This is a genomic window from Shewanella indica, from assembly GCF_002836975.1.
In the GTDB taxonomy this organism is placed as follows: domain Bacteria; phylum Pseudomonadota; class Gammaproteobacteria; order Enterobacterales; family Shewanellaceae; genus Shewanella; species Shewanella indica.
Map to the genome: position 1 here is coordinate 262544 of NZ_NIJK01000029.1, position 12437 is coordinate 274980.

9 protein-coding genes are annotated in these 12437 nt (G+C 55.4%); 3 read left to right on the forward strand and 6 right to left on the reverse strand.

The features are described 5' to 3' along the window. Nucleotides 1–9 precede the first annotated feature (9 nt). Nucleotides 10–1857, forward strand: coding sequence for a methyl-accepting chemotaxis protein (locus CX650_RS10180; protein WP_101095772.1), 1848 nt, complete (start codon nt 10–12; stop codon nt 1855–1857). A gap of 67 nt (nt 1858–1924) precedes the next feature. Here the strand turns inward: CX650_RS10180 and metF are convergent, their stop codons facing one another. The 3 genes from metF to metB all read right to left on the reverse strand — a co-directional run bounded on the left by metF (nt 1925) and on the right by metB (nt 8212). Then, a complete protein-coding gene (gene metF / locus CX650_RS10185; protein WP_025887953.1) occupies nt 1925–2815 on the reverse strand; it encodes a methylenetetrahydrofolate reductase in 891 nt (296 codons plus the stop codon). Between the two features lie 1820 nt (nt 2816–4635). After that, nucleotides 4636–7035: a bifunctional aspartate kinase/homoserine dehydrogenase II gene (locus CX650_RS10190; RefSeq protein ID WP_101095729.1), complete on the reverse strand. Its 2400-nt coding sequence runs from the start codon at nt 7033–7035 to the stop codon at nt 4636–4638. 16 nt (nt 7036–7051) lie between these two features. Next, on the reverse strand, nt 7052–8212 hold the full coding sequence (metB, locus tag CX650_RS10195; RefSeq protein ID WP_101095730.1) for a cystathionine gamma-synthase: 1161 nt from the start codon (nt 8210–8212) through the stop codon (nt 7052–7054). A gap of 215 nt (nt 8213–8427) precedes the next feature. On the opposite strand from metB, the gene metJ reads away from it, so the two are divergent. Next, the gene (gene metJ, locus CX650_RS10200; protein WP_039033538.1) at nt 8428–8742 is read left to right on the forward strand and encodes a met regulon transcriptional regulator MetJ; all 315 of its coding nucleotides are present in this window, start codon (nt 8428–8430) and stop codon (nt 8740–8742) included. Between the two features lie 75 nt (nt 8743–8817). Next, complete coding sequence (locus CX650_RS10205) at nt 8818–9561, forward strand: sulfite exporter TauE/SafE family protein (protein ID WP_101095731.1); 744 nt, start codon at nt 8818–8820, stop codon at nt 9559–9561. A 7-nt stretch (nt 9562–9568) separates the two neighbouring features. On the opposite strand, the gene CX650_RS10210 is transcribed toward CX650_RS10205, so the two are convergent. The 3 genes from CX650_RS10210 to CX650_RS10220 all read right to left on the reverse strand — a co-directional run bounded on the left by CX650_RS10210 (nt 9569) and on the right by CX650_RS10220 (nt 12433). Beyond that, nucleotides 9569–10762 (reverse strand): conjugal transfer protein TraF, encoded by a 1194-nt coding sequence (locus tag CX650_RS10210; RefSeq protein ID WP_101095732.1) that lies wholly within the window; start codon nt 10760–10762, stop codon nt 9569–9571. 157 nt (nt 10763–10919) lie between these two features. Further along, complete coding sequence (gene nrfD / locus CX650_RS10215) at nt 10920–11864, reverse strand: NrfD/PsrC family molybdoenzyme membrane anchor subunit (protein ID WP_039033541.1); 945 nt, start codon at nt 11862–11864, stop codon at nt 10920–10922. Further along, the gene (locus CX650_RS10220) at nt 11861–12433 is read right to left on the reverse strand and encodes a 4Fe-4S dicluster domain-containing protein (RefSeq protein ID WP_039033542.1); all 573 of its coding nucleotides are present in this window, start codon (nt 12431–12433) and stop codon (nt 11861–11863) included. Before CX650_RS10220 ends, nrfD begins: the two co-directional genes overlap by 4 nt. Between the last annotated feature and the right edge of the window lie 4 nt (nt 12434–12437).

The window sequence follows — 12437 nt, forward strand, 5'->3', positions numbered from 1 at the left end:
CTTATCGCCATGATGAGCTTTATCATGCCCTTGGTATTGTCGGAATTTTCCAGCCAAATTGATAATGCCGAGCAGCGTGAACTGCATAAGCTGTATCAAACCGCGATTGCTGAAATAGATTCTTCAGGCAGATTGGCTGAGGCGTTGGCTACTGTGGTGGCCAATACCCCGGAAATGCAGCAAGAATTCGCCTTCGGCGACAGGGATTCACTCAACAACCGCAGCCAACAACTGTTTGTCCCGTTGAAACGGGATTTTGCCGTGCAGCAGTTTCAATTCCATCTGCCACCGGCCACCTCTTTCCTCAGGGTACATAAACCGGAAAAGTTCGGTGACGATCTCTCAGGGTTTCGCCAAACCGTAGTGCAGACCAACAACAGCAAGCAGCCGATAATGGGGCTCGAGAAAGGGGTGGCCGGCCTCGGGATCCGCGGCCTGGCTCCAATGACTTATCAGGGACAACACACAGGTTCGGTTGAGTTTGGCATGTCATTCGGTCAACCTTTCTTTGATGCCTTCAAACAGAATTATCAGGCCGAAATTGCCCTGCTGACACCTGACAGCAGCGGTTACCGCCGTTTTGGCGGAACCTTTGAAACCGCGGCTTTCAAAGACACGGCGCTGCTGCAGAAAGTACAACAGGGAAAAGCTGACAAGTCTTTGATAAGTTTGAATAGCAATAGTCATGTCCTCTACCTGCATCAGGTGACTGACTTTTCCGATAACCCCATTGGCGTACTGGCGATCGCCATGGATCGCAGCCACTCGGAAGCCAGCCTCTGGTATATCAAACTCAAGTTGGTGGCCATTGGTGCCATAGCGCTGTTGGCGGGCGCCGTTATCGCCTTCTTTATCGCCCGCAGCATCACCCGCCCTATCGCGCAAACCACCAGCGCCATGGAGGATATCGCTCAAGGGGAAGGCGACCTGACCAAGCGTATCGAAGTGAGCAGCAAGGATGAAATTGCCGATCTGGCACGGGCATTCAACCTGTTTGTCGCCAAAATCCAGCAAACTATTCAGCAGGTGACTCAAGCCACTGACTCACTGGCAACCTCAGCCGAAGAGATGTCCGGCATCACCAGCGCCAGCCGCCACAGCGCCGAGCAGCAGCAAAGGGAAACCGAACAAGTGGCTACCGCCATGAATGAGATGGCCGCCACGGTTCAGGAGGTCGCCCAAAATGCCACAGTTGCCGCCGACTCGGCAGAGCAAGCCGATGCCGCCACAGATTCAGGTAAACAGGTGGTCAACAGTGTGGTTGAGCTGATGGCCGGACTGGAGTCAGAGATCCGTGGCGCCGCGGCTGCTATCGACAAACTCGAGCAGGACAGTCAGGCGATAGACTCTGTGTTGGAAGTGATCCGCAATATTGCCGATCAGACCAACCTACTGGCACTCAATGCCGCCATTGAAGCAGCCAGGGCCGGCGAACAAGGACGGGGGTTTGCCGTTGTCGCCGATGAAGTACGCACCCTGGCGAGCCGCACTCAGGCATCGACAACCGAAATTCAGCATATGATTGAAACCCTGCAGCAAGGGGCGCAGTCAGCCGTCGGTGTGATGCAAAGCAGTAATCAAACCATGGATAAGTGTGTCGCCGAAGTGCAAAACGCCGATGCGGCTCTCAATGAGATCCGCGCTGCAGTTTCCGCTATCACCCAGATGAATATCCAGATAGCCAGTGCCGCCAACGAGCAGTGCGCCGTCTCGGCCGAGATCAATCGCAATCTCAACAATATCAATGATGGAGTGGCTCAGGGCAGTGAAAGTGCTGCCCAGATAGCCGTCGCCGGTGAAGAACTGGCACAGCTATCGGTACGCCTCAAGCAGTTGGTCAGCCAATTCAAGGTTTAACCCACTAAAGACAAGCCCACCTATTGGTGGGCTTCATTTTTATCCGCTTAGCCGTTATCAAAGGCCTTCACTTGCCGGGACGTACTCCCAGTGTATGGCAGATGGCATAGGTAAGTTCGGCGCGGTTCAGAGTATAGAAGTGGAAATCTTTCACCCCTTCACGGGAAAGCACCTTAACCATGTCGATGGCCACGTTGGCACCCACCAGTGCCCGGGTACCGGGATCGTTATCCAAACCTTCAAACTGGCGGTGCAGCCATCCAGGCAAAGACACATTGGTCATGGCGGCAAAACGCTTGAGCTGGTTGAAGTTGCCCACAGGCAATATCCCGGGAACAATTTCCACATCGATGCCGGCGGCCACACAACGGTCGCGGAACCTGAGATAAGACTCCACATCGAAGAAAAACTGGGTGATGGCACGGCTGGCACCGGCCTCAATCTTGCGTTTCAAGTTGATAAGGTCAGCCTGGGCATTAGCCGCATCCGGGTGCACCTCTGGATAGGCGGCTACCGAAATATCAAAGTCGGCGACCGAGCGCAGCAAACGCACCAGATCCGAGGCGAAACGTGTCGGCTTGGGACTGCCTTCCGGCAGATCGCCTCGCAGCGCCACTATGTTACGAATACCGCTGTTCCAGTAATGACGTGCCAACTCCAGTAACTCTTCATCACTGGCATCCACCAACGTCAGGTGCGGCGCCGCCACCAGCTCGGTTTCCTGCTGGATCCGTTCGATCACGCTGTGAGTGCGATCCCGCACCCCTGAGTTGGCACCATAGGTGACAGAAACAAACTTGGGATTCAGTGGCTCCAGGCGTTGAATTGAGTTCCACAACAAGGTTTCCATCTCAGGCGTTGAGGGCGGAAAGAACTCGAAAGAAACATTGATGTCGCCGTTGAGCTCAGACAAGCTCTGGTTCAGCGAGTGCGCATGTTGTGCGTGATGAAAAGCCATTGAAAATTCCCTCAACTGTCTATCTGGACGTTTGGACGTCTATATGTCCACATACTAGAGAAACTGTCATTGAAGTCAAGCCCAAAGATGGCTTCAAAGGTGTATTTATCTTAATCAGTATAAAAGCCACTAATGAGTGTTTCTGCAAAGCCTCGGCTTTACGCCTGGAGAGAGCTTTCGCACAGGTGATCCTGTGCCTGGAAAATGAGCGTATATCTTTGGGTATATAGGTAACTTAGAACAACTCAATTATCACAGAATTACACCGACTCCCGCTCGAAGCGGCCGCAGGGCGTTGATGACAATCGCGTAGCGAGGCATGGATGCCGAAGCAGCGCCAGTCGAATCAGGGATGAGCGTCTGGCGCGATAGCGAATTGGCATCATAAGCACAAGGGGGGTTCCGCTGCGTCGCGGGTCGCAGGGGGTTTGGAAAGGGGGCGAGTCGATACAGCCCCCTTTCCTCGGGTGTGGGGCGAAGCTCCACGACTTTACGCCGCTGGAACAGCGGCTATCATTGTTTTCAGCTCAAAATAGCCAAATAACATAGATTGAACTTCCAGCAACGGATGTCTCCCATTGCCTGCCGCAGGCTTATGCACAGGCGAGCCTGTGACACGGCGTGAATACGTCCATGTAGCCTCGACGAAAACATCCTTGTTTTCGACGGTCACTGTCCCGCCTGTGCCTGGAAATAGGTGTATGTCTGCAAATACTTCAGATGTTTCAAGCTACTCAGGACTAACAGAGTTGCACCTATTCCCCCTCGGTGTCGCCGAAAGCCGGTGGCGCAAATAACGTGGCTGAGGCATGGATGCCGAAGCAGCGACAGTCGAATCAGGGGCGAGTGTCGCTTAGCGACAAGCTAACGAGCGCTAGACAGGATGTTAAGCTGGATAAGAGTCACATGGATGTGACTCCGAGCGTCTGGCGCGATAGCGAATTGGCATCATAAGCACAAGGGGTTGTCCGCTGCGTCGCGGGTCGCTGGGGGTTTGGAAAGGGGGCGAGTCGATACAGCCCCCTTTCCTCGGGTGTGGGGCGGCGAGTGTCGCGTAGCGACTGGCTACGAGCGAGAGCCAGGGATGGCGAACTGGCCCTTGTGCATGGAGGCATTTACTCCACGACTTTAGGCCGCTGGTACAGCGGCTATCATAGCTTCCAGCTAAGAGTATCTAAGTTAGTATTGGTCGAGCTTCTGAACCATGATGCAGCCCATCACCTGCGGTGCGCTTTTCGCACAGGCGATCCTGTGACTCGCTGTGGACCCATCCCTGGGCGCTCGACGAAAACGTCCCTGTTTTCGACGGTCACAGTTCCGCCTGTGCCTGGAAAATAGGCATATATCTGCAGTTTAAAACAACTCTGTGTGGAAAGAATTGCACCAATTCCCCCTTCGGAGCCGCCGCGGGCGTTGTTGCAAATTGGCGTAGCCGAGACAGGGATGTCGAGGCTCGAAGGTCGAGCAAGGATGCGAGTCCTGAGTGTAGCCAATTTACTTCATAAGCCAGCGGGGATTTCGGCTACGTCGGGGGTGTCCTTGGGGATGCAAGGGGCTTTGGACAAGCAAAGCCCCTTGCCCGGTGTGGTGTGGAACACCACGACTTTACGCCGCTGGCACAGCGGCTAGCATGGCTTTAAGCCAAAACTCACCAATAAACTTGATCTCAGCTTCCAGCTAAACCGCAAGCCCATCACCTGCGGTGCGGATAGGCTGAAAGCCCGAATACCGTGAAGGACAGGACGTCCGAGAACGGCCACTCACACAGGCTTTTCCTAACCAGAAGCCCACCGGCTTCAAACATGACGCTAATACCAACCCTACTCCTGCAGCAGATCGCGACAGATCTGCACCAGATCCGACTGTACTGCCGCGGCAGTCACTTCCCTACCGGCACCTGGGCCGCGAATGATCAGCGGATTACCCTGGTAGAAGGCTGAGCGGATGACAAACACATTATCTCCCGGGGTCAGGTTAGCGTATGGATGCTGACGCTCGACCCACTGCAGAGAGACTTCGGCGTTAACCTGGCCATCTTGCTGCTCCAGTGAAGCCACATAGCGCAGCACCTTGTTTTGCTCGGCCGCGGCGGCAAACTGCTGCGCGAGAGTGGCATCCAATTCGGGGATCCGCTGCAAAAACTCATCCAGCGGAATATCGGCCAGCGCCTCAGGCACCAGTGAGCTTAAGCGAATATCCTCAAGCTCCAGTTCCAGACCTATTTCACGAGCCAAAATCAACAACTTGCGCTGCATGTCACGCCCGGAAAGATCGTCCCTGGGATCCGGCTCTGTGATCCCCAGCTCTTTGGCCTGCAACACCAACTCGGAGAAAGGTTTGATGCCATCGAAATGCTCAAACAGCCAGCAGAGCGTGCCGGAAAAGATACCGCCGACAGCCTCTACCCTGTCGCCGCTGTTGTGCAAATCATTGAGCGCGTGCTGCACCGGCAGCCCGGCGCCGCAACTGGCGTTGTAACGCCAGAACAGTCGGCGGTTACCCAGTTGCTGTTTCAGCTCACGGTAGAAAGGCAATGGCCCGGAGCCGGCCAACTTGTTGGCACTGACCATATGAATGCCACGGGCAAAAAACTCAGGATACTGCAGTGTCAATCCGGCGCTGGCACTGATATCCAGCGCCACCAGTTCATCGGCTTGCAGCAACGCAAGCTGTTCGAACAGATGTTCATACTGCCAAGGGGTAGCTTCGGCTTCAAACCTTGTCTGCCAGTCATCCCCAAAGATCCCCTCATTGCAGATCCAGGCACGGCTCGAACTCGCCAAGCCCAGGAGTTCAACACTGGCCTCCAGCTCACGTTTGAGGCCGTCGCGTGCTCGGCTAAATAGTTCCACCCAGGCTTCGCCTATGTTACCCACCCCCAGCAGAATAACGCCTATGCGTTTGCGGGGGCCGGCGCAGCGCCTGTGCACCTTCTGGGTCAGCAGGTTCACCTGAGATTTGGGCACCAGGGTGACCAGGCTGAGTTGGTCCTGATACAGAGGCCGCGCTTCACGGCTCAGCAAGCGGGCAAAACTACGGCGATAACTGCCGGCGCCACTGCTTACCAGGGCCACCAGCCCAAGCTCTCTGTCCTCGGTAATGCTTTGAATTTTGAGCTGGGATGTCTGCGCTTCCAGTAACTGCCAGACTTGGCGGGATAATTCGGGAGTAAAGGCCAGCTCAAGTTTGTGTTGCCCTTGAGACCAGTAGGCCAGCGGGGTCAAACCCGCCTCATTGAGCGCATCGAGCGTCTGAGTCTGAGCCCGGCTGCCATTGAGCTCCAGGCTCAAGAGGGACACCTGATTAAGATTGGTCACCACAGGGGCACTTGCGGCATCACTCTTGGGGGCTATCAGGGTAAAGTCGGTATGCGAAGCGTAGCTCGAACGCACCGCCAGGCTGACCTCGGTATCAAACAGCGGCTGCAACGTACGGCAATGCAGTACCGGGGAGCCGAGCCGCGCCAGGCGGTCGGCCTCAGCCAGCGACATGCTGCTCAGCAGTTTGGCATCGGCAATCTTGTTGGGATCGGCATTGAATACCCCTTCGACATCTGTCCAGATAGTCACCCTGTCGATATCGGCCAGGCTGGCTATCAGGGTGGCACTGAAGTCGGAGCCGTTGCGACCGAGCAGCAGAGTTTCCCCTTGGCTATTGGCGCAGATAAAGCCGGTGATCACCAGACGCTCATCGGGATGCTCGGCCAGCAGTCGCTGCACCCTTTCACGGGACTCATCTAGGCGAATCCTGGGCACTGCGCCCTCATCGGCAATCAACAAACTGCGGGCATCCACATGGGAAGCGGCAACACCGGACTCCCGCAGCAGCGCCGCCATCAGTCTGGCCGACCAGCGTTCACCGAAACCCACCACCTGATTGCATTGGTATTCGCTGAGTTCAGGCAAAGATAATAAACTGGCCAGTTGCGCCTTATCTGTAGACAGACGCTCCCGCAATTGACGTGCCTGTTCATTACCCAGCAGCTGTTCAATCAGATTTTGCTGATAACCGACAAGCTCCTGTAGCTCCTCCTGCCACAGAGCGCCCGACTCCTTCAGGGTCAACAGTTTATAGAGAAAATTAGTACTCTTGCCGGCGGCGGAAACCACTACAAGATCATCGGCATGACCATGGGTCAGCAAAATATGGGCGACCCGTCGGTAGCAATCGGCATCGGCGAGACTGGAACCGCCAAACTTATGTAGGTGACAACGTGCCATCTCAAGCTCCTTCAATTCAACAGTTTGCGGCTGCCGCCAATCCGGCGGCGATATCGTCCAGCAGATCCCGGCCATCTTCTATGCCCACAGACAAGCGAATAAGCGTGTCTTTAATACCGGCTTCGGCGCGAGCCTCACTCGCCATGGCTCTGTGGGTCATGGTGGCGGGCACCGCCACCAGGCTCTCAACCCCTCCCAGGCTCTCGGCCACGGAAAACAGCTTGAGCGCGCCGAGGAAGGCAACCACCTGCGCTTCATCACCCTTGAGTTCAAAACTCAGCATAGCGCCAAAGCCACTCTGCTGCCTGGCGGCAATCTCATGGCCTGGGTGGCTCTTAAGCCCCGGATAATAAACTTTGTCGACCACCGGGCTCTGGCTCAGCAGCGCCACTATGCGCTCGGCATTGGCCTGATGCTCGCGGATCCTCAGCGCCAGAGTACGCAGGCCACGCAGGGTCAGGTAGCTGTCGAAGGCGCCTCCGCTCAGTCCAAGCGTGTTGGACCACCAGTGCAGCTGCTCTGCCAATTCGGGATCTTTGGCTACTACGGCACCGCCCACCACATCGCTGTGGCCATTGATGTATTTAGTGGTCGAGTGCACCACTATGTCGGCCCCCAACAGTAAAGGCTGTTGCAGCGCCGGCGATAAAAAAGTGTTGTCGACCACCACCAATGCGCCCTGCTGGTGGGCCGCCTCGGCAATGGCGGCAATATCCACTACCCGCAGCAGTGGATTGGATGGCGTCTCGAGCCACACCATGCGCGGCTTTTGCGCCAGGGCAGCGGCAAGAGCTTGCGGGTCGGTTTGATCCAGCACCTGCAAGCGAAACTGGCCCTTGGCCGCCAGATGGGTGAACAGCCTATAGCTACCGCCATAACAGTCATGGGGCACCAACAAGAGGTCATCCGGCCCCAGCAGGTTGACCACCAGGGTAATGGCCGCCATGCCGGTCGCTGTGATTGCCGCACTGCAGCCCTGTTCAAGCTCCCCCAAGGCATCTCCCAGAATGGAGCGGGTAGGATTACCCGAACGGCTATAATCATAGGCTCTTGGCTGGGTGTGGCCATCAAAGGCATAGTTGGTCGACAGATAGATGGGTGGCACCACGGCCCCGTGCTGGCTGTCTGATTCGATGCCCTGCCGGACCGCTGTGGTTGCTAATCGCCGCTCTGTCATAATCGACTCCTGAATGCTGAAGTTCGACACCATAAAGATGTCTGGACGTCTAAATCTAACCAATGACCATCCGGCCGTCAATAGGCATCAAGACGTTTGGACGTCCAAATGTATGGATTTCTGTTCATATTGCACAGATTTTGCAGGCAATCATTTGACTGTATCCTGTAAGGGTTTAAAATCTGCTGCGAATTAGTGAGATCACAGGTGAATCAATGACTGAATGGAATGGCGAATACATCAGCCCTTATGCCGAACACGGCAAGAAGAATGAGCAAGTGAAAAAAATCACTGTCTCTATTCCGTTGAAGGTACTGAAAGTATTGACCGATGAGCGCACCCGGCGCCAGGTAAACAACCTGCGGCACGCCACAAACAGCGAACTGTTGTGCGAAGCCTTCCTGCATGCCTATACCGGCCAGCCACTGCCCAATGATGAGGATTTGTCCAAAGACAAACCAGACAGCATCCCGGAAGAAGCCAAACGCATGATGGATGCCATGGGCATTGAATGGGAAGACATGGAATAAGTGTCTTATTCCTCTGAATTATCTTATTGTTGAACAAGGATCGCTGCGCGATCCTTTTCTTTTGGGAGCTTGCGAATGCTGTCATTGATAGATCCCGTCACCCTGTTGCTGGCATCCCTGATCATATTTACCGGCGCCCTGACCCAGTCGCTGATAGGCTTTGGCCTGGCCGTGGTAGCCACACCTTTGCTGTATATCGTCGATCCGGAACTGGTTCCCGCTCCTGTTATCGCCATGGGGTTTTCCATCGCCCTGCTGACACTGGTACGCGAGCGCGGTCACCTGGAATTCAACGGTTTGCAATATGCCTTGCTGGGACGGCTCCCCGGCGGCCTGATTGGTGCCACCCTGCTGTTACTGGCGCCGCAGCCGATTATGGGCTTGACCATAGCCCTGATTGTGGCCGTGGCCGTATTTCTCAGCTTCAGAAAGTACAGTATCAAAATCAACCGCCTCAGCTTGTTTATCGCCGGGATCTTTTCCGGGATCTTCGGCACCGTGGCCGCCATAGGTGGGCCGCCTATGGCCCTGCTGCTGGCGGGAAAAGACGCCAGTCAGTTCCGCGCAGCGCTGTCGGCCTTCTTTATCTTCAGCTCATTGATAGCCTTGATCATTCTCGGCTGTTTTGGCCTCCTGACCCTGAGACACCTATGGCTGTCGCTGTTGCTACTGCCTTCGGTATTTCTCGGTTTTCTGGTCGCTGGCCGTTTGGTGGGCAGGGTAGATAAAGAGAAGACCCGAGTCCTGACGCTGGCGCTGTGCGCCCTGAGCGCCCTGCTGCTGACAATCAAATCAACTCTGGCGCTCATCAACGGTTAAATCGCTGTTAGAAGTGATAGCTGGTTTGCAGCACGCCACCTATGGCATCGTCACTGCCAAACATGCCGGTGAGATCCAGCCGCAAGCTGTTGCCTATGGCAAAACCCGTCCCCAGAGAGTAGAGATCGGCGCTGTGATCATTGAGATCCTGGCGATAACCGAGCCGTAAAGCAACCCAGTCAGCAGGCCGGTATTCGCCACCTAAACGCCAATAGCGGCTGCCCTCAAGCTCGGCAAACTTATCGTTGTCGGTAAGGTCCAAGTCGCTGCTGAGCGAAAAGGCCGCCCAGTCATAGGCCACCCCGGCGGTAACCATAGGTTTCACCTGATAGGTAAGCTGCACGCCGCCGGCCTCTATGCTGCTTAAGTCCCGCTCGATAAGATTACGTCCGCTGACACCGATAACCAAACCATCCAATGGCTGGAATGCCAGGCCGATATCCAGGTTAAAGCCTGTGTCATCACTGCGATAATCATCATCATTGAAATCATCGGCATCGAAGTTGTTGGCGCTGACAGCATAGTTAAAACTATCCAACCGTTGCAGCTTGGGGGTGACTCCCACTGTCACCGGCATATTGACGATAGATAGCGGATAGCTCACGGCAACTCCGAGCTCGGAAACCGCCCCGGCCACTACCCGCCCCTGGGAGGTCAAATCTTGGATTTCCGGCGGGTTATTGGGGTCCAGATTATCCAGGGCATCAATATCCGCAGCGGCGATTTCGGCAATCCCCAAGGCATCGAGATAACTCTTGAATACAAAGGCATAGCTAAAACCATCCGAAGGCATGACCAACGCCATATTGATACCGGCACTGGCATAGGCGCTGTTGCCCTGCAGCGATTGCAAGTCACCACTGAGGCGCTTGCGGTAGTCATCGATAGCCGCTGTGTCGGCAGCATCTATGGCATCGACCAGAGCGTCATAGTTATCCTGCAAGGCATCAAACTTATCGATCATCTGATCTTTATCTGCGCCATCTGCGCCTATGGTGGGAATAAGTAAACTGAAGTCACTGCTGCGGCGCGAGGGCAAAGCCAGCAGCGCCGGATTGGAAAAGGCCGCCGCCTCACGATTACCGGCCGCCACGGCAACGCCGCCCATGGCATCGGCGCGGGCCTCATAAACATCCTGCCCTGCCAGCGCCAGCGTGCTGGCAAGCCCCGTCGTAAGCAGTGTCAACAGACTCAGTTTCATCTCATCCCCCTCTTGCTTTTATCTGTAACCAGACGCAAGACGTTAGTTACATGGGTTAAAGATAGTCCAGATCTCAGTGGCACAATGGTATCAAGATACAAAAAAAGCCCGTATCAAATGATACGGGCTGAGGCTCAAACAGGTTCAGCAGTGCTTGTTAACCAAGATAGCTCTGACCTGCATAGAGAATAAAGTGCCTAAGTGCCAGCACCCCGGTCAGGCTGCAGCAGGCTACCGCCAACATAGCGCCCTTGGTGTGACGGGTACTCGCCGGCAGCAACAACATTGAAAGCAGTGGGATACCAAAGCCTATACCCACAACCCCAATCCAGAACACGCTGGCCCAAACGCCGCTTGTCAGTGATGCCAGCGCTGCCGCCGCTGCACCGCCCTTGAAATAGAGCGCGCAGAACAGCATGAACAGGAACAGGATTTCTGCCGCCATTACCGGCAGTTCCAAACCGTGCATCCGTCCCAGCTGTGGGCAGTGCTTGTCTGTCTTGAACAGCAGCAGCGCCACTACCGCGTTGGCGGCCGCACCGGCCGACAGACCGGACACCAGGAACAGCGCCGGTAATACGGCAGTGTTCAGCATGGGGTAGGCGTTCATGGCGGAGATCAGGAAGCCTGTGTAAGCACCCACGACAATCGCCAGCACAAACAGCAGTACTTCCATAGTCTTGCGAAGGCCAGTCAGTGATTCTGCAATCCCTTTAAGAAAGCCCAGACCCCAGCTACCGAGATCATCTTTCAGCACGACCAACGCATAGGCAAAGGTCAGCGGAATATAGGCCAGCAGCGCCAACACCCCGATGGACATCACAGATGTCAGGTTGTAGTTGATCAGGATCAGCCAGAAGTGGAACGGCTTGGTCAGGTCAAACACCAGACACAGCATCCCCAAACAGATAGCCACTGGCGCTATCAAGGCTGCCGCCTTGAGAATACCGCTGTCACCCTCTGTCTTGTTTTGCACCCAACGCAGCCCGATACCAATCAGCAGACTACCCGCCGACAACCCAGCCAAGAAGAGGTAAACCGCTATGACCCAGTTCCAGGTTACAGGGTCGTATTGTGTCATATCGCCCCAAGTATTGTTCATGATTGGATCCCCCCTCTCTTGACAGGAATACGGTAGATTCTGGGTTTAGTACCCAGATGGGTCTTGTCCTGATAAGTCACGCGGGTGTTGAGCAGAGTCGCCACCTCGCTGCCGGCCTCGTTGGCATCACCAAACACCAGGGCATCGGTAGGACACACAGTCACACAGGCGGGTTGTTCGCCGCGTGCCAGTCGGGTGTCCTTACAGAAGTTGCACTTGTCGGCCACCTTGGTTTCCGGGTTCATAAAGCGTACTTTGTAGGGACAAGCCGCCACACAGTACATACAGCCGACACATTTCTCTGCCTTGATGGAAATAATGCCGTCCTCGCCCACATAAGCCGCCCCGGTAGGACAGACCTTGACGCAAGGGGCATCTTCACACTGCTGACAGGACACCCTGTGATACTTGAAGTGCAGATGCGGCGCATCACCGAATGGGCCTTCTACCCGTACCTGCAGGCGGGTTACGCTCTCAGGTACACCGTTTTCGCTGCGGCAGGCGACGTTACAGGCCTGACAGCCGATGCACTTATTCTCGTCGTGCACCATCACATATCTTTTAGTCATCTTC

Coding starts and splice junctions, on each gene's coding strand:
- CX650_RS10180 (WP_101095772.1), top strand. CDS start 10: ATGATGAGCTTTATCATGCCCTTGGTATTGTCGGAATTTTCCAGCCAA.
- metF (WP_025887953.1), bottom strand. CDS start 2,815: ATGGCTTTTCATCACGCACAACATGCGCACTCGCTGAACCAGAGCTTG.
- CX650_RS10190 (WP_101095729.1), bottom strand. CDS start 7,035: ATGGCACGTTGTCACCTACATAAGTTTGGCGGTTCCAGTCTCGCCGAT.
- metB (WP_101095730.1), bottom strand. CDS start 8,212: ATGACAGAGCGGCGATTAGCAACCACAGCGGTCCGGCAGGGCATCGAA.
- metJ (WP_039033538.1), top strand. CDS start 8,428: ATGACTGAATGGAATGGCGAATACATCAGCCCTTATGCCGAACACGGC.
- CX650_RS10205 (WP_101095731.1), top strand. CDS start 8,818: ATGCTGTCATTGATAGATCCCGTCACCCTGTTGCTGGCATCCCTGATC.
- CX650_RS10210 (WP_101095732.1), bottom strand. CDS start 10,762: ATGAAACTGAGTCTGTTGACACTGCTTACGACGGGGCTTGCCAGCACG.
- nrfD (WP_039033541.1), bottom strand. CDS start 11,864: ATGAACAATACTTGGGGCGATATGACACAATACGACCCTGTAACCTGG.
- CX650_RS10220 (WP_039033542.1), bottom strand. CDS start 12,433: ATGACTAAAAGATATGTGATGGTGCACGACGAGAATAAGTGCATCGGC.